Raw genomic sequence first — 17,654 nt, forward strand, 5'->3', positions numbered from 1 at the left:
TTAGACGTGTCCCATCGCATTTCGGTTGGCGTTGCGGATGTAGAAGAACCAGCAGACCGCCAGCATTACTACGTAGGCTCCGACAAAACCGTAGAAGGCCGGGGTGTAGGACCCGCTGGCCGTGTTGGAGGCGTTCAGCACCTGCGGGATAACGAAGCCGCCGTAGGCACCGATGGCCGAGATGAGGCCGAGGGCCGAGGACGCGAGCCGCTGGGTTTGGACCGTGCTGGCACCGGACATCGCTGCCCGGCTGGACGTGGCGAAGATGATGGGGATCATCCGGTAGGTTGCGCCGTTGCCGAAGCCGCTGGCGGTGAAGAGCATCAGGAAGAGGACCAGGAACAGCCAGAAGTTCTTCAGCGGCAGGGTCCAGATCATGGTCAGGGTGATGACGGCCATGGCGGCGAATGCTGCCACGGTCATCCGTGCCCCGCCCATACGGTCAGCCATGCGTCCGCCGTAGGGGCGGGCCAGTGAACCGACTAGCGGGCCGAGGAAGGCCAGCGAGAGTGCCACGGTGCCGACTCCGATGGAGGAGAACGCCGGGAAGTAGTCCTTGATGAGCTTGGGGAACACGCCTGCGAAGCCGATGAACGAACCGAAGGTGCCGATGTACAGCAGTGCCATGATCCACAGGTGCGGTTCCTTCAGTGCTGCGACCGAACCGGCCACATCACCCTTGGCGCTGGTGAGGTTGTCCATGTACTTCCAGGCACCGAAGGCGGCGATCAGGATGAAGGGGATCCACATCCAGCCGGCCATGGGCAGGTTGACGCTGCCGACGGCCACCAAGGTGATCACAATCGGGACGGCGAGCTGTGCAACGGCTGCACCCATGTTGCCGCCGGCGGCGTTCAGGCCCAGGGCCCAGCCCTTCTCGCGTGCCGGGTAGAAGAACGTGATGTTGGCCATGGAGCTGGCGAAGTTGCCGCCGCCGAAGCCTGCAAGAGCTGCCACGAACAGCATGACACCGAACGGGGTTTCCGGGTTGGAGACGCAGAGTCCCAGGCCGACGGAGGGAATCAGGAGGAGGAGCGCGGACACGATGGTCCAGTTCCTGCCGCCGAAGCGGGGAATCATAAAGGTGTAGGGGATGCGGAGCGTGGCGCCTACCAGGCTGGGCATCGAGATCAGCCAGAAGATTTCCGAGGTGGTGAATGTGAAGCCGGCTGCCGGGAGCTGGACCACCACGATGGACCAGAGCTGCCAGACCACAAAGCCGAGGAACTCGGCGAAGATGGACCAGTTCAGGTTGCGGCGGGCGATGGCCCGGCCGGCGGACTCCCACTGCTCTTTGTTCTCGGCGTTCCAGTTGGCGATCCAGCGGCCGGGACGGAATTCAAGGGCGGGGGCGTCGGTTGTGCCGGTGGAGGGCTGTGCGCTGGCGGATGAGGACACGCCTCCGTGCAGCGGGTCGGTGTCTATATCTACGGAATTGCCGGTGCCGGCATCTGCGCTGCGGTCAACAGTCACGGTGGACCTCCTCTTGGGGGATGTTGTTCTTCCACGGTAGAGAACGCGCGTTTCACGGACAGTCGCCGTTTGTTAACGCGCTGTGACATTTGCCTATCGGCAACCGACGGGCGACGTGAGGAGAGTTAAGGACCGAAGGATGAGACATGTGCCACTAGTCCATATGGTGGACCTTTTGTCCATTGACTGGACGGCTGGAACTAGTATCGAACTCTAACTACTGCGCGCCGGGTCTCACCAGGCCCGGCCGGTTCTCAGGAAAGTGTTCATATGTCATCTACGCAAACCACCGCGGAGCAAGGATCCCCCAAGGCGGTGAACTCACGCGGCCGCGTGATTGTGGCCAGCCTGATCGGCACCACCGTTGAGTTCTACGATTTCTACGTCTACGCCACCGCCGCCGTACTGGTCTTCCCGTCACTGTTCTTCCCCAACCAGAACGAGACCACCCAGCTGCTCAGCTCCTTCGCTGTCTTCGGGGTGGCCTTCGTGGCCCGCCCGCTGGGATCCATCGTCTTTGGCCACTTCGGCGACAAGTTCGGCCGCAAGGGCACCCTGGTGGCCTCGCTGCTGACCATGGGCATCGCCACGTTCCTGATCGGCTGCCTGCCCACGGCGCTTGTCCCGGGCTGGCAATTCTGGGCCCCGGCACTGCTGGTGGTCATGCGCTTCGCCCAGGGCCTGGCCCTTGGCGGCGAATGGAGCGGCGCGGCCCTGCTGGCCACCGAGAACGCTCCGGCCAACAAGCGCGCCATCTACGGCACGTTCCCGCAGCTGGGCGCGCCCATCGGCTTCATCATCGCCAACGTGATCTTCCTGGTGGCCAGTTACGCGCTGACGCCGGCCGACTTCCTGGCCTGGGGCTGGCGCGTGCCGTTCCTGCTCAGCGCGGTCATGGTGATCATCGGCCTGTACGTCCGCCTCAAGCTGATCGAAACGCCTGCCTTCACCAAGGTCCTCGAATCCAATGAGGTGGCCAAGCTGCCCCTGGCCCGGGTCTTCAAGACCAGCTGGCGTCCGCTCATCCTGGGCACGTTCATCATGCTCGCCACCTACGTGCTCTTCTACCTGATGACCACGTTCACTCTGACCTACGGCACCCGCGCGTCCACCCTGGATGCCGCCAAGGCTGCCGCCGAGAAGGCCGGCAAACCGATGTCCGAGGCCGCCGCGGCAGCGTTTGTTCCCGGCCTGGGCTTCACCCGCAACGACTTCCTCTGGATGCTGATTGCCGGCGTTGTCTTCTTCGGCATCTTCACCCTGGTTTCCGGACCGCTGGCGGAGAAGTACGGCCGCCGCAAGATGCTGCTGGCCGTCACGGGTGGCATCTTCGTCTTCGGCCTCCTGTTCGTCCCGCTGTTCAGCGGCGGCTTCGTGGGCACTATGGCCCTGCTGGTCATCGGCTTCTCCCTGATGGGCCTCACGTTCGGCCCCATGGGTGCGCTGCTGCCGGAACTGTTCCCCACCAATGTGCGCTACACGGGATCCGCCGTCAGCTACAACGTGTCCAGCATCCTGGGTGCTGCCGTGGCTCCGTTCATCGCCGTCGCGCTCTGGGAGCTGGCCGACGGCAGCCCGGTCCTGGTGGGTGTCTACCTGACCGCGATGTCGGTGCTAACGCTGATTGCGCTGTTCGTGAGCAAGGAAACCCGCGACCTGGACTACGAGAACAACGTAGCCTGACGCCCCGCCGTCGGGCGTTCCAGCCCGGTTGCTGACAGAAATGCCCGGCGTGTTCCCCGTTATTGCGGGGAGCGCGCCGGGCATTTCTGTGTGCGGGGCAGGCGCACCTGCGCAAGACACAGAGGAACGAACGACGGCGGCGCTCGCCACCCGTCCGCAGGCTCAGTTGGCGTAGCGGTCCACGAAGTTGCGGAGGATCTTCATGGGCTCGGTGGCGGTGTACGTCCGCGCGTCCGCCATGAGTTCCTCGGCGGATTCCGGTGGGAAGTAGCCGGCGTGGCGGTAGATGTCGATCCGTGTGACCAGGCCCTCCGCGTCCAGTTCCGGGTGGAACTGTGTGGCGTACAGGTTCTGTTTGATGCGGAACATGTGGACGGGGCAGGCCTGGGAGGATGCCAGCAGCACCGCGTGGGAGGGCAATCTGGTGCAAGCCTCCTTATGCCCGGTGAAGGCGGTGAAACGCCGTGGCATCCCGTGCAGGAGCGGATCCGCGAGCCCGGCCTCCGTCAGCTCGATTTCCACCCCGCCCAGCTGTTCGCCGAAGGTCCTGTCGATCACGGCGCCCTGGTGCCTGCCCAGAGTCCCCACCCCGTAGCACGCGCCCAGGAACGGAAAGTCCTGGGCCACGATCCGGTCCAGCAGCCCGGCCAGTTCCCGCTCCACCCGGTGCTGGGTTTCGCTCTTGTGGTCTGCCGGATCGCTGGACGTGAAGGGACTGCCGCCCACAATCACCGCTGAGTAATCGTTCAGGTCCAGTTGCGGCAGGGGAGCGGCCTCAAGCCGGACACGCCTCAGCTGCGAAGGGGTCAGCCCGCCATACGTCAGGTACGCCTCATACTCTTCCTCGGCGGCGGCGTCTTCAGCTCGGGAGGCAAGGAGGAGGAAAGGCTTCACACGCTAAGTGTGCCTTCCGCCCCAGCTCAACGCCAGAGGACGCAGCGCCAGCCTGCGGTTGGCGCCGGAGCATAGCCCCGGCGCCGAAGGCACGAACTGCTGTCAGTGGTTGGCAGGCTGCGCGAAGGATCGCCGGGACTGCGGCTGCGCGGCCGGGTCTGCGTGGCGGTGGACCAGCTTCCAGTAGCCTTCTTCGCGCCGGAAGATGCTGGTCACACGGAGCGCGAATTCCTCTGGCGCTGCGGCGCTCTCCAGCCGGGCACGGAAGTGTTCCGTTTCCACCAGGTAGGCCGTGTCGCGTGCGGTGTAGGACGTGATGGTGTCGAACCCCAGCATCTCGCCGTCCTGGAACTGCCGGGACGCCTGGTCCAGCCGGGCCTCCACCTGGGCCCAGCCACGTGCGATGCCGCCGAACGGGTTGGCCAGCGTGACGTCGTCGAGCCTGGAATACAGGTCCTTGACGGCACCGGGATTCCCGCGGGTGATTTCCGGAACCGCCAGGTGGTAGCGGTCTACTTCTTCTTCAAAACTGGGTGCGAGCATGGGGTGCCTCCGGCAGGGTCTAGTCTTCGATCGTGGCGATGACGGCGCCGGCCGAAACCGTCGCACCGGCCACTGCGCTGAGTCCGATGATGATGCCGGAACGGTGCGCGGTCAGGGGCTGTTCCATCTTCATCGCTTCGAGAACCACCACCAGGTCACCCTCGGACACAACGTCGCCGTTGGCCACGGCAACCTTGACGATGGTGCCCTGCATTGGGGAGGTCAGCGCGTCGCCCCCGGCGGCCGCAGCCGCTCCGCCTGAACGGAGGCGTTTCTTGGACTTGTTGGACTTCGCGCCGGCGGCCGAACCCGCCCCGATCGAACCAAGGGAGGCCGGCAGGACAACCTCGAGGCGCTTGCCCCCCACTTCAACCACCACGCGCTGGCGTTCACCGGCGTCGCCACTGGCTTCAGCGGTTCCGTCCGGTGTCCAGGCGGGAATGTTGTTGACGAATTCGGTTTCAATCCAGCGGGTGTGGATGCTGAAAGGCCCTTCCGCGGGCGCAAAGGCGGGGTCCGAAACAACGGCGAGGTCGAACGGGATAACAGTGGGGATGCCCCCTACTACCATTTCCTCCAGGGCGCGCCGCGAACGCTGCAGGGCCTGGGCCCGGGTGGCGCCGGTGACGATCAGCTTGGAGAGCATCGAGTCGAAGTTGCCGCTGATGACATCGCCCTCCTCCACGCCGGAATCGATCCGGATGCCGGGGCCTGTGGGGTTCTTCAGGGTGGTGATGGTGCCGGGGGCGGGCATGAAGTTGCGGCCCGGGTCCTCGCCGGTGATGCGGAATTCGAAGGAGTGGCCACGGACCTCGGGGTCGCCGTAGCCGAGCTCCTCGCCGCGCGCCAGCCGGAACTGTTCGCGGACCAGGTCGATACCCGTGACCTCTTCGGAGACGCAGTGCTCCACCTGGAGGCGGGTGTTGACCTCGAGGAAGGAGATGGTGCCGTCCTGGCCCACCAGGAACTCGCAGGTTCCGGCGCCGAGGTAACCGGCTTCCTTCAGGATCGCCTTGGAGGATTCATAGAGGCGGCGGTTCTGCTCTTCGGTGAGGAACGGGGCAGGTGCTTCTTCAACGAGCTTCTGGTTGCGGCGCTGCAGCGAGCAGTCACGCGTGGAGATGACAACGACGTTGCCGTGGGCGTCCGCGAGGCACTGCGTTTCGACGTGGCGCGGGGCGTCCAGGAAGCGTTCGATGAAGCACTCGCCGCGGCCGAAGGCTGCAGTGGCCTCACGGACGGCAGACTCGAAGAGCTCCGGGATTTCTTCGCGGGTGCGGGCCACCTTGATGCCGCGGCCGCCGCCGCCGAAGGCTGCCTTAATGGCCACTGGCAGGCCGAACTTGTCCACGAACTCGAGGATTTCCTCGGCGGACTGCACAGGATCGGCGGTGCCGGGGACCTGGGGTGCGCCCACTTTCTCCGCGATGTGGCGGGCCTGCACCTTGTCGCCGAGGGCCGAGATGGCCTCGGGGGACGGGCCGATCCAGGTGATGCCGGCCGCGATGACCTTGGCGGCAAACTCGGCGTTTTCGGCGAGGAAGCCGTAACCGGGATGGATGCCGTCGGCACCGGACTGGCGGGCCACGTCAATGATCTTGTCCATCACCAGGTAGGACTCCGCGGCGGTGTTGCCACCGAGGGAGTAGGCCTCGTCGGCCAGCCTGGCATGGAGCGCGTCGCGGTCCGGATCGGCATAGACAGCCACGGAGGCAATGCCCTCGTCGCGTGCCGCGCGGATGATGCGCACTGCGATTTCGCCTCGGTTTGCGATCAGCACCTTGGTGAGGTTCGACTGCACGGGACTAGCGGACTGCTCCAAATTTGCTGACAAGGCGTCTCCTTCTTTCCTTCAGGGAGCCTAGCGCGATTTTGTGGGTTCCGCCGATATTACTTGCGGTTTCCGCGTGTAAACGGGCGCGGCTTTGTAGGGAACCTACAATTGGTCGGAAAATCGCCGCAATTATTCGGCGGACCACAGGTCGGTGATGCGTACGTTGGCATACCCGAGGAGACCGCGCAGCGTGGAGACTGACAGCCCGACGACGGCGTGCGGGTCCCCGTCCACCTTCCGGATGAACGCCCCGCCCAGGCCGTCGATCGTAAACGAGCCGGCGCAGTGCAGCGGTTCGCCCGTGGCGATGTACGCGTCGATCTCTTCCGGATCCATCTCCGTGAAGTGGACCTCGGCGGAGGCGACCGCCCCGAGCGTGGCGCCGGATCCCGGTGCCGTGCTGCCGCCGTCGGCCGCTGCGTCGGTGCCTATCCTGGCAGGCTCTTCATCGGCTGCCGTCGCGCGGCAGTCCACCAGCCAGTGCCCGGTGTGCAGGACACCGCTGTTGCCGCTCATCCGCAGCATCCGTTCGCGGGCGACGGCGGCCGTGTACGGTTTGCCGTGCGCCTCGCCGTCGAACTCGAAGACGGAGTCGCAGCCAATGACCAGCGCGCCCTCCGCTTCCGGCAACGCGGCTACCGCCTCGGCCTTGGCGCGGGCCAGCAGCAGCGCGGTATCGTGCGGATCCGTGACGCCGTAGCGCGCCTGGACCGCGTCCTCGTCCACGTCGGAGACCAGCACGGAGTGCCGGATACCGGCGTCGGCCAGGAGCTTGGTGCGGGCGGGGGACTGGGAGGCGAGGATGAGGCGGGTCACCGTTTAAGCCTAGTGGACGGGCTCGGTCAGCTTCTGCGGCTCGTTTTCGCGGCGTTCCAGCCGGGCGCCCTCCACGTCCACGTCCGGCAGGATCCGGTCCAGCCACTTGGGCAGCCACCAGGTCTTTTCGCCCAGCAGGTACATCACGGCCGGCACGATGGTCATGCGGACCACAAACGCGTCCAGCAGCACACCGAAGGCCATGGCGAAGCCCAGCGGCCGGACCATGGTCAGGTGGCTGAAGATGAAGCCGGCGAACACGCTGACCATAATGATCGCGGCGGCGGTCACCACGGCGCCGGCATGGCTGAAGCCGATGCGTACGGCCTTTTTGGCCGGGGCGCCATGCATATAGGACTCACGCATGCCGGACGCGATGAATACCTGGTAGTCCATCGCCAGGCCGAACAGCACACCGATCAGGATGATCGGCAGGAAGCTCAGGACAGCGCCGGGATTGGCGACGTCGAACACGCCACCCAGCCAGCCCCACTGGTAGACGGCCACCACCAGGCCGAACGCGGCGGCCAGGGACAGCAGGAAACCGCCGGTTGCCAGGAGGGGAACCACAATGGAGCGGAATACCAGCAGCAGCAGGATAAGGGAAAGCCCGACGACGATCGCCAGGTACGGCGGCAGGGCGTCACCGAGTTTTGTGGAGACGTCGATGTTGCCAGCGGTCTGCCCGGTCAGCCCGATGGTGACGCCTGTTTCGGCCTGGATCCGGGAGCCGCGTTCGCGGAGTTCACCCACCACCTGCACCGTGCCGGCCTTGGCGGGCCCCTCTTCCGGGATGACCTGGAATACCGCGGTGCGGCGGTCTTCACTCAGTGCCACGGGCACTGTTGCCACCACGTTGTCCACGCCCCGGATCAGGTCCGCGACGTCATACTGCAGTTCCTGGGCCCGGGCTTCGTCAAGACCCGCCGGGAACTCGCCCACCACCACAATGGGGCCGGTGACGCCTTCGCCGAAGCTGCGGGCCGTGATGTCATAGGCCTGGAAGGCCTCGGAGTCCACCGGTTCGGAGCCGCCGTCGGGCAGTGCCAACTGGAGCTGCGCGGCGGGCAGGGCCAGCGTTCCCAGCAGGAGTACGCCGGCGACAAGCGCGACGACGGGGTGCCTGGTAACGAGTCCGCCCCAGCCCCGGGTGCTCTTTTCCTCATCCTTGGCCTGGTCGGCAACCTCGTGGCCGGCCTCGGCATTGTGGGCCTCGGCCTTGGCCCAGGCCCGCCGGGAAATGATGCGCCGGCCGATCAGGGACAGCAGGGCCGGGGTCAGGGTGAGCGCCACCATGACGGCCACCGCGACGGTGCCTGCCGCTGCCAGGCCCATCACGCTCAGGAACGGCAACCCGGGCACCACCAGGGCGGCCAGGGCAATGATGACCGTCAGGCCGGCAAAAAGCACGGCGTTGCCGGACGTTCCGGTGGCACGGGCCACGGATTCCTCGGGATCCATGCCCGCGAGCAACTGGGTCCGATGCCGGTTGACGATGAACAGGGAGTAGTCAATGCCCACGGCGAGGCCAAGCATCAGCGCGAGCATGGGGGAGATGGAGCTCATCTCGAAGGCGCCGGACAGGGCGAACGTGATGCCCACCCCGACGCCAACGCCGATGACGGCCATCAGCAGCGGCAGGCCTGCGGCGATGAGCGTGCCGAGCATCAGGATCAGGACCAGGGCCGCCACCCCGATGCCGATGATTTCGGCCGTGCCGAAGAGTTCTGAAATGTCTTCGGTGATTTCCTTGCTGGCCAGCGCCGTCACGCCTACGGACGAAGTCTCATGCGCGATGTCCTGCACCTGCTGGCGCACCGCCGGGGTGAGGGCGTTGATGGAGGTGTTGAACTGCACCTGGGCCACGGCAGCCTGGCCGTCCGCCGAGACGAAGCGGATCCCGCCGGATGCCTCCGCCTGCCGCTTGCCCAGATCGAGCTTGGCCTTGGCGGCCTCCCATTCCTGTGTGCCGGCGTCGAGCTGGGCCTGGCCCTGTGCCAGGGCGGCCTTCTGTGCTCCGAGCCGGGCCTCGATCATGGTCGGGGTGGCGCCGCCGGCGGCGAGCTGCTGCTCCGCGCCGTTCAGCTGCGCTGTCCCGGCGTCGAGCTCGGCACGTGAGGCATCCAGGCGGGCCTTGCCCGCGGCAAGCTGCTGCTCGCCGTCGGCGGTGGCCTGCCCGGCCTGGTCCAGCTGGGCCTGCGTGGCGAACGGATCCACCGTGGCCTTGACGTCAGGCAGGTCACCAAGCTTGGTCAGGGCAGCCGTGACGGCGGCGCGGCTGCCGTCAGTAAAGCCGCCTTCCGGGGCTTCAAAGACGATCGTGGCAGAGCCGCCCGACGCTGCCGGCAGTTCCTGCTTCAGCTTGTCCGCGATCCGCTGCGTCTCGGTGCCCGGAATCTGGAAGTTGTTGGACAGTGTGCCGTGGAAGGCCGCGGCGGAGCCGCCGACGGCCACGAGCGCCGCGAGCCAGAGCGAAATGACCAGCCAGCGGTGGCGGTAGGAAAACTTGCCGAGGCGGTAGAGCAGCAGGGCCATGTCAGAGCCGTTCTCTGTTGAGGTGGGTGGTGGCGGTTGTGGACGTCGCGGAGGGGCTGGCCGCCGGAACGGGGCCGCCGAAGCCGGAGCCGAGGTGGCCCATGGCGTCAATGAGCAGTTGCCGCAGGACAGCGAGCGATGCGGGGGAGAGATCGGCGCCGCATCGGGCGAACCATACGTCCATGGCCGCCTTCCCGCAGGAGATGACGGAGCCTGCGAGGGCGCGCAGGTACAGTTCATCGACGACGGCGCCCGGGGTTCCGGCGAAGCGCTCCCGGGCCGCGGTGATGATCTCTTCGGTGCAGTGGTCCCACGCCTCAAGTTCGGACCGGGACAGGACTGCGTTGTCCTGGGTGAGGGTGAAGAGTTCAGCCAGGGGCGCCACCGTCATGGGGTCGGCCAGCTGCATCAGGGCCGCGCGCGCCGATTCGAGGATGGGCTCGTCGGCGGGCCGCTGCCGGAACTGCTGAAGGGCGATGTCCAGGAACCCGTGCGTCATGGAGGCCAGCGCGGCCTCGGTGCTGCTGAAGTAGTTGAAGAAGGTGCGCCGCGAGATCCCGGCAGATTCGGCGATGTCTTCCACCGTGAAATTCCCGGGTCCGTGGGCGCGCAGCAGGGCCAAAGCCGCATCGGTGATGGCCTGGCGGGTGGCGGCTTTGTTCAGCTCACGGCGCGAGAGAAGTTCGGGCATGAAATTACACTACGTGCAAGTTTGCACGCCGCGCAAGTTGATTCACAGGAAGATGAAAGGTTCCCGACAGCTGAGCCTGAACCTGCCGCCGAAGACTGGAAGTGTCCCGCCTGGGACATCTTCACCAGCCGTCACCGGACGGCAGATCCAGGAGACAAGAATGGTACGCACAAAGAGAATTGCCCTTGGCCTCACGGCCACCGCGCTGGCCCTTGGCGCCGGGATCGGCGTCGCCGGCATGGCGTCCGCAACCACGACGCCGACGCCCACCCCCAGCGCCAGCTCAAGCGCCTCAGCCGACGGGAGCACCGGCACTGCCCCAGCTGAAGGGAAGGGCATGCGGGGTGGCCATGGCCACGGCGGGTTCCGCGGCGTGGACGCCGCGGCACTGGCTACCAAGCTCGGGGTGGACGAGGCCAAGGTGACGGACGCGCTGAAGGCATTCCGTGACGCCAACAAGCCAACCACCCCGCCGGCTGAAGGAACCAGGCCGGACCCCGCCGCGAAGCAGGCCGAACTCGCGAAGTCCCTCGCGGCGACGCTCGGCATCGACGAGGCCAAGGTCACGGCTGCGCTTGAAGAGCTGCGCACCGCCGAACAGGCAGATCGCGCCGCGGCTCTGAAGACGCGCCTGGACCAGGCCGTCACCGACGGCAAGCTGACCCAGGCCGAGGCCGACGCCGTGACCAAGGCGGTCCAGAATGGAGTCATCGGAGGTGGCGGCCGCTAACAAGAGGCCGGGCTGAGCGAATCCCGGCACAGAAAAGGAGAAGTCCCCGGGAGCACTTCCCGGGGACTTCTCCTGTTTGCTGTTCGAGCTGTGGGTCAGGCCTTTGCGTCGGCCAGTTCGCGTCCGGCTTCCGGAGAGTCAGTACCTCCTGCGATGGCGGAAGGATCCGCGGCGGAGGAGTCGGCGTCGTCGTCCACAAACGGAGTGCCGTTGCGGGGTGCGTTGTAGAGCGCCTCGTCGAGCATGCCCTGCCGTTTGGCCACGATGGTGGGGACCAGTGCCTGGCCCGCGACGTTGACCGCGGTGCGGCCCATGTCCAGGATGGGATCGATCGCCAGCAGGAGTCCGACGCCGGCCAGGGGCAGCCCCAGCGTGGAGAGAGTCAGGGTGAGCATTACGACTGCGCCGGTGGTGCCGGCCGTTGCGGCGGAACCGAGGACCGAGACGAGGGCGATGAGCAGGTAGTGGCTGGCTTCCAGCTGGACGCCGAAGAACTGGGCCACAAAGATGGCGGAGATCGCGGGGTAGATCGCCGCGCAGCCGTCCATTTTCGTGGTGGCGCCCAGCGGTACGGCGAAGGAAGCGTAGGCGCGGGGAACGCCCAGGCTGCGCTCGGTGACGCGCTGGGTCAGCGGCAGGGTTCCGATCGAGGAGCGGGACACAAACGCGAGCTGCACGGCGGGCCATACGCCGGAGAAGTACTGCTTCACGGACAGGCCGTGCGAGCGGATCAGCGTCGGGTAAACCACAAACAGCACCAGGGCCAGGCCCACGTAGATGGCGAAGGTGAACTTGCCGAGCGCGCCGATGGTGTCCCAGCCGTACACGGCCGCGGCGTTGCCGATCAGGCCCACGGTGCCGAGCGGGGCGATGCGGATGATCCACCAGAGGACCTTCTGGATGACGGCCAGCGCCGAAGCGTTGAGGTTCAGGAACGGCTCGGCAGCCTTGCCGACCTTGAGGGCGGCGACGCCGACGGCGATGGCAATCACCAGGATCTGGAGCACGTTGAAGCTGATGGAGGTGCTGACTGTTGTGGCCGCGGTGGCGCTTTCAGTCACGGTGGAGCTGGCACCGAGGCCGAGGAAGTTCTTGGGGAACAGCCCGATCAGGAAGGACCACCAGTCACCGGACTTGCCGGCGTACTTGGCCTCCTGTGTGATGCCGGTGTTGGCGCCGGGCTGCAGGAGCACGCCGAGGCCGATGCCGATCACGACGGCGATCAGGGACGTGATGGCGAACCACAACAGGGTGTTCCAGGCCAGCTTGGCGGCGTTGGAGACTTGGCGCAGGTTCGAGATCGAGCTCACCACGGCGGTGAAGATCAGCGGAACCACCGCGGTCTGCAGCAGTGAAACGTAGCTGGAGCCGATGGTCTGCAACGTGGCGCCGAGGCCGTTGGGGGCCTCCTTGGTGCTGCCCGTGTACTTGGCCAGCAGGCCGAGGCCCAGGCCCACAATGAGGGCGGCGATGATCTGGAAACCGAACGAGCCGGCCCACTTGGGCAGCTGGAAGCCGGTTTTTCCTGCGGATTCGGGGGTGCGGGTTTGAGTGCTCACCAGAACACGCTAGGCCCGGGTTTCTTAGCACGGCGAACAGATGTTGAGAAATGTTACGCCGCCCCCGAGTCCTGGCGGCGCACAATCCCCGCAAATCCGGCGCCAATCAAGGCAATTGTGAAGTTATTCCCACCCCTGATGTGGCAAACGTCTCGCGCGGAGGGGATTTCGACAGGCCACGAGAGACCTACGAGAGCAGCGCCCGGCGGAGGGTATCGAGGCCTACGGAGCCGATGTTCAGCGCTCGTGTGTGGAAGGCCTTGAGGTCGAAGCCGGGCCGGGTTTCGAGGTCGGCCCGGATCTGTTCCCAGAGGCGCTGTCCCACTTTGTAGGACGGGGCCTGGCCGGGCCAGCCGAGGTAGCGGGTGAATTCGAATTTGAGCTGGCCTTCGCTGATGGGCAGGTTCTCCTTGAGGAAGTCGTAGCCCGCCTCCGGGGTCCATGTTCCGCTGCCCCAGCGTTCGGGGATCTCCAGTTCCAGGTGGACGCCGATGTCGAACACCACGCGGGCCGCCCGCATCCGCTGCATGTCCAGCATGCCCATGTGGTCGCCGGGATCGGCCAGGTAGCCGAGTTCCTGCATAAGCTTTTCGGCGTATAGGGCCCAGCCCTCGCCGTGGCCGGAGGTCCAGCAGATGTTCCGCCGCCACTTGTTCAGGAGTTCCCGCCGGTAGGTGGCGGTGGCTACCTGCAGGTGGTGGCCGGGGACGCCTTCATGGAAGACCGTGGTGGTTTCGGCCCAGGTGGTGAAGGTGTCTTCGCCGGCGGGAACCGACCACCACATCCGGCCGGGTCGGCTGAAGTCATCCGAGGGGCCTGTGTAGTAGATGCCGCCCTCGTCGGTCGGGGCGATGAGGCATTCGAGCTTCTTCATCACGTCCGGGATGTCGAAGTGCACGCCCGCAAGCTCGGCAACGGCCTTGTCCGAGAGTTCCTGCATCCACGCCTTGAGGGCCTCCGTGCCCTTGAGTTGGCAGGCAGGGTCGTTGTTGAGGACGTCCTTGGCCTCCTCGATGCTGGCCCCTTGCTTGATGGTGGACGCGACTTTTTCCTGCTCGGCGATGAGCCGGTCCAGTTCCTGGACTCCCCATGCATAGGTTTCTTCGAGGTCGACGGCGGCGCCCAGGAAGGAGCGCGAGGCCAGTGCGTAGCGTTCCCGGCCGACGGCGTCCTGCTGCGGGGCGGCAGGCAGCAGTTCCGTGCGGAGGAACTCCCCGAGCTCCCGGTAGGCACCCCGGGCGGCGGCAGCACTGGCGTCGAGCTTTCCCTGCGTTTCGCCCGGCAGGGGACCGTCCGCAGTCCGGGCCCCGGCGGCGAGCTTGGCGAAGAAGCCGTCTTCGGCGGCGTATTTGGCGGTCTGCTCGATGACGATTGAGACCTGGCGTTCGGCCGCGACCTTGCCCGCGTCCCGGGCCTGGCGCAGTGATTCGGTGTAGCCGCGGAGGGCGCCCCCGACGTTCAGCGCGCGGCCGGCGATGTGTTCCCAGTGCTCAGCGGTGTCTGTGGGCATCAGGTCGAAAATGGCCCGGATGTCCTGTGCGGGGGAGGCGATGTTGTTCAGCTCCGCCACGTCCCAGCCGGACTCGTGGATTTCCAGCTGGAGGCCCAGCCGTTCCCGCATCGCGTCGAGGGTGACGGCGTCAACGTCGTCCTGCGGCGTCAGGCCGTCCAGCGCAGCAAGGGTCTTTCGGGCTTCCGCTGCAAAGCCGGCGATGCCGGCGGGGGAGTAATCCGGGTACTCGGTCTCGTGCCCCGGCAGCCCCAGCGTGGTGGCAAGCGCCGGGTTCAGGCGGATAAGCGTGTCGGTATAGTCATCCGCCACGGCATCGATGGCGGAGTGCGGACGGGCGGCGGGGGCGGCTTCGGTAGTCACCCCACGAGCCTAACCCCGGCTCCGCCTCCAGGCGCCGGGACCCGGCGTCGGGGCGAGCCGCAGCTGCTGGCGGCGCACCCAGTCGCGGGCGGTGGGCTTTCCGTCGGCCACGGCGTCCACGCTGCCCAGGGAAAGCACGACGGCGGTCAGCGCCGCGAGTTCCTCGGCCGACGGTTGCCCTTTGACCACGGAAAACACGGGGACGTCGGCGGGCGCATTGGTTTCGGTAAGCTCAACCAGCGGGGCTCCGACCAGCGGATCTTTCGCGATCACAGCGGGATGTTCCCGTGCTTCTTGGTGGGCAGGCTCGCCCGCTTGTCGCGGAGGGCGCGGAGGCCCCTGATGATCTGGCCGCGGGTATCGGACGGTGCGATGACCGCGTCCACGTAGCCCAGCTGGGCGGCCTGGTAGGGGTTCAGTAACTCTTCTTCGTACTGGCGGATGACCTCGGCGCGCCGGGCCTCAACGTCCCCGCCGGCCTCGGCAACGGCGGCCAGGTCGCGGCGGTACAGGATGTTGACGGCGCCCTGGGCACCCATCACGCCGATCTGCGCCGTGGGCCACGCCAGGTTCAGGTCCGCGCCGAGCTTCTTGGAGCCCATCACGATGTACGCGCCGCCGTAAGCCTTGCGGGTGATGACCGTCAGCTTTGGGACGGTGGCTTCGGCGTAGGCGTACAGCAGCTTGGCGCCGCGGCGGATGATGCCCTGGAACTCCTGGTCCTTGCCGGGCAGGAAGCCGGGCACATCCACCAGGGTGATGATGGGGACGTTGAACGCATCGCAGTTCCGGACGAAGCGGGCGGCCTTCTCAGAGGCCGCAATGTCCAGCGTGCCGGCGAACTGCAGCGGCTGGTTGGCCACGATCCCCACAGTGTGTCCCTCAACCCGGCCGTAGCCGATGATGACGTTGGGGGCGTAAAGGGACTGCATCTCCAGGAAATGTGCGTCGTCAACGATCTGCTCGATGACTGTGCGCATGTCGTAAGGCTGGTTGGCAGAATCGGGGACCAGCGTGTCCAGGGCGAGGTCGTCGTCGTTGATCTCCAGCTCCTGCTGGTGCTCCAGCACCGGGGCCTCGGCGAGGTTGTTGGACGGCAGGAAATCCAGCAGCTCGCGGACGAACTCGATGGCATCGGCTTCGTCGGAGGCGAGGTACGTGGACGTGCCCGTGTTGGCATTGTGCTGGCGCGCGCCGCCGAGGGTTTCCATGTCCACGTCTTCGCCCGTGACGGTCTTGATGACGTCCGGTCCCGTGATGAACATGTGCGAGGTCTTGTCCACCATCACCACGTAGTCCGTGAGGGCGGGGGAGTAGGCCGCGCCGCCGGCGGACGGTCCCATGATGAGCGAGATCTGCGGGACGACGCCGGAAGCGTGGACGTTATTGCGGAAGATGTCGGCAAACATGGCCAGGGAGGCCACGCCTTCCTGGATGCGGGCACCGCCGCCGTCGAGGATGCCCACTACGGGGCAGCCGTTGCGCAGGGCGAATTCCTGGACCTTGACGATTTTCTCGCCGTTGACCTGGCTCAACGATCCGCCGTAGACCGAGAAGTCCTGGCTGTAGACGGCTACCGGACGCCCGTCCACGGTGCCGTAGCCCGAGACCAGCCCGTCGCCGAGCGGCTTCTTCTTTTCCATACCGAAGGCGGTGGAGCGGTGCACCGCCAGCGCGTCAAGCTCCACAAACGAACCTTCGTCCAGCAGCAGGTCCACGCGCTCGCGGGCGGTGTTCTTGCCGCGGGCGTGCTGCTTCTCGATGGCTTCGGGGCCGGAGGGTTGTTCTGCACGGGCCTGGCGGTCGCGGAAATCGGCGATCTTCCCCGCTGTCGTTGTCAGATCGTGGCTCATCAAGTGTCTCCGGCTCTGTAGCAGATTGGTGCTGTAACAATGTGGTGCTGCGTGCGGTGGTATCTGGCAGGTCAGGTGCGGGATTTAAGTAGATTCCACACAAAAGACGAACCCTGCTGGCTAGTCTAATGACGCATCTGCGTGGGACGACTGTAGAAAACCTACAATTTTCCGCACTTTCCAGCGGTCAGCCCTATGTTACCCGCCAGTAACATACCTCGGCTACAGTGGAGCCATGACTTCCAGCAACGACGCACGGTCCATTGCCGCAGGGCCCTACCAGGCCACCGGGTCCCTTCGGGGACGCACCATTCTGATGTCAGGCGGCAGCCGCGGCATCGGGCTGGCCATTGCCACCCGGGCGGCACAGGACGGTGCCAATATTGTCCTGATGGCCAAGACCGGCCAGCCCCACGCCAAGCTGGCAGGCACCGTCTTCAGCGCCGCCGAGCAGGTGGAGGCCGCCGGGGGCCACGCCCTGGCAATCGTCGGTGATGTGCGCAGCGACGAAGACGTCGCAGGAGCCGTGGCGGCCTCCGTCGAACGCTTCGGCGGGATCGACATCGTGCTCAACAATGCATCCGCGATCGATCTCTCCACCACCGACGAGGTGGACATGAAACGCTACGACCTGATGCAGGACATCAATGTCCGCGGCACGTTCCTGCTGTCCAAGCTGTCACTGCCCGCCCTGCGCAAATCGGCCCACGCACACATCCTGACGCTGTCGCCGCCATTGAACCTTGACCCCCACTGGGCAGGCAGGCACCTGGCCTACACCATGGCCAAATACGGGATGAGCCTCACCACGCTGGGCCTTGCCGAAGAACTCAAGGCCGACGGAATCAATGTCAACTCGCTCTGGCCGTGCACCCTCATCGATACCGCTGCCATCCGGAACATGCCCGGCGGCCAGGAGATCGTCCAGGCCGCGCGCGGACCACAGATCATGGCCGACGCAGCCCACGCCGTCCTGACCGGCGGCAACCTGGCCGGCGCCGGTGCACCCAGCGGAAACTTCTACACGGACGAACAGGTGCTCCGCGCGGCGGGTGTCACCGACTTCCGTCCGTACAGCCTCGGGGCCGCGGAGGATCGCCTGGTTCCGGACATATTCCTCTGAGCCGCGGGTTCCAGTCATGTGGCTGTGGGAACAGCCAGCGGCGGCGC

At 66.2% G+C, this 17,654-nt stretch carries 14 protein-coding genes; 3 read left to right on the top strand and 11 right to left on the bottom strand.

What is annotated here, in order from left to right; all coding sequences use genetic code 11:
- Positions 1-1,473 (bottom strand): MFS transporter, encoded by a 1,473-nt coding sequence (locus NIBR502772_RS08865; protein WP_141139909.1) that lies wholly within the window; start codon positions 1,471-1,473, stop codon positions 1-3.
- A gap of 270 nt (positions 1,474-1,743) precedes the next feature.
- On the opposite strand from NIBR502772_RS08865, the gene NIBR502772_RS08870 reads away from it, so the two are divergent.
- A complete protein-coding gene (locus tag NIBR502772_RS08870) occupies positions 1,744-3,156 on the top strand; it encodes an MFS transporter (protein WP_141139910.1) in 1,413 nt (470 codons plus the stop codon).
- Between the two features lie 162 nt (positions 3,157-3,318).
- Here the strand turns inward: NIBR502772_RS08870 and NIBR502772_RS08875 are convergent, their stop codons facing one another.
- The 6 genes from NIBR502772_RS08875 to NIBR502772_RS08900 form a co-directional block, all read right to left on the bottom strand.
- A complete protein-coding gene (locus tag NIBR502772_RS08875) occupies positions 3,319-4,050 on the bottom strand; it encodes a glutamine amidotransferase (RefSeq protein ID WP_141139911.1) in 732 nt (243 codons plus the stop codon).
- 102 nt (positions 4,051-4,152) lie between these two features.
- Positions 4,153-4,593, bottom strand: a complete 441-nt coding sequence (locus tag NIBR502772_RS08880) for a nuclear transport factor 2 family protein (protein WP_141139912.1) — start codon at positions 4,591-4,593, stop codon at positions 4,153-4,155.
- 19 nt (positions 4,594-4,612) lie between these two features.
- The gene (locus NIBR502772_RS08885; RefSeq protein WP_141139913.1) at positions 4,613-6,427 is read right to left on the bottom strand and encodes a biotin carboxylase N-terminal domain-containing protein; all 1,815 of its coding nucleotides are present in this window, start codon (positions 6,425-6,427) and stop codon (positions 4,613-4,615) included.
- Between the two features lie 129 nt (positions 6,428-6,556).
- Positions 6,557-7,243, bottom strand: a complete 687-nt coding sequence (locus tag NIBR502772_RS08890) for a nucleoside triphosphate pyrophosphatase (protein ID WP_141139914.1) — start codon at positions 7,241-7,243, stop codon at positions 6,557-6,559.
- A gap of 9 nt (positions 7,244-7,252) precedes the next feature.
- Complete coding sequence (locus NIBR502772_RS08895; protein ID WP_141139915.1) at positions 7,253-9,778, bottom strand: MMPL family transporter; 2,526 nt, start codon at positions 9,776-9,778, stop codon at positions 7,253-7,255.
- Between the two features lies 1 nt (position 9,779).
- The gene (locus tag NIBR502772_RS08900) at positions 9,780-10,469 is read right to left on the bottom strand and encodes a TetR/AcrR family transcriptional regulator (protein ID WP_141139916.1); all 690 of its coding nucleotides are present in this window, start codon (positions 10,467-10,469) and stop codon (positions 9,780-9,782) included.
- Between the two features lie 160 nt (positions 10,470-10,629).
- On the opposite strand from NIBR502772_RS08900, the gene NIBR502772_RS08905 reads away from it, so the two are divergent.
- Positions 10,630-11,199 carry a hypothetical protein gene (locus NIBR502772_RS08905; RefSeq protein ID WP_141139917.1) on the top strand — a complete coding sequence of 190 codons (570 nt, stop codon included), beginning with the start codon at positions 10,630-10,632 and terminating at the stop codon, positions 11,197-11,199.
- A gap of 95 nt (positions 11,200-11,294) precedes the next feature.
- On the opposite strand, the gene NIBR502772_RS08910 is transcribed toward NIBR502772_RS08905, so the two are convergent.
- The 4 genes from NIBR502772_RS08910 to NIBR502772_RS08925 form a co-directional block, all read right to left on the bottom strand.
- A complete protein-coding gene (locus tag NIBR502772_RS08910; protein WP_141139918.1) occupies positions 11,295-12,758 on the bottom strand; it encodes a dicarboxylate/amino acid:cation symporter in 1,464 nt (487 codons plus the stop codon).
- 187 nt (positions 12,759-12,945) lie between these two features.
- The gene (locus NIBR502772_RS08915) at positions 12,946-14,631 is read right to left on the bottom strand and encodes a DUF885 domain-containing protein (RefSeq protein ID WP_141139919.1); all 1,686 of its coding nucleotides are present in this window, start codon (positions 14,629-14,631) and stop codon (positions 12,946-12,948) included.
- Between the two features lie 9 nt (positions 14,632-14,640).
- Complete coding sequence (locus NIBR502772_RS08920; protein ID WP_371706826.1) at positions 14,641-14,904, bottom strand: acyl-CoA carboxylase subunit epsilon; 264 nt, start codon at positions 14,902-14,904, stop codon at positions 14,641-14,643.
- Positions 14,901-16,484 carry an acyl-CoA carboxylase subunit beta gene (locus NIBR502772_RS08925; protein WP_141139920.1) on the bottom strand — a complete coding sequence of 528 codons (1,584 nt, stop codon included), beginning with the start codon at positions 16,482-16,484 and terminating at the stop codon, positions 14,901-14,903. Before NIBR502772_RS08925 ends, NIBR502772_RS08920 begins: the two co-directional genes overlap by 4 nt.
- A 235-nt stretch (positions 16,485-16,719) precedes the next feature.
- Between NIBR502772_RS08925 and NIBR502772_RS08930 the strand changes: the two genes are divergently transcribed.
- Complete coding sequence (locus tag NIBR502772_RS08930) at positions 16,720-17,607, top strand: NAD(P)-dependent oxidoreductase (RefSeq protein ID WP_141139921.1); 888 nt, start codon at positions 16,720-16,722, stop codon at positions 17,605-17,607.
- The last annotated feature ends 47 nt before the right edge of the window (positions 17,608-17,654 follow it).

The organism is Pseudarthrobacter sp. NIBRBAC000502772 (genome assembly GCF_006517235.1).
Classification (GTDB): Bacteria; Actinomycetota; Actinomycetes; order Actinomycetales; family Micrococcaceae; genus Arthrobacter.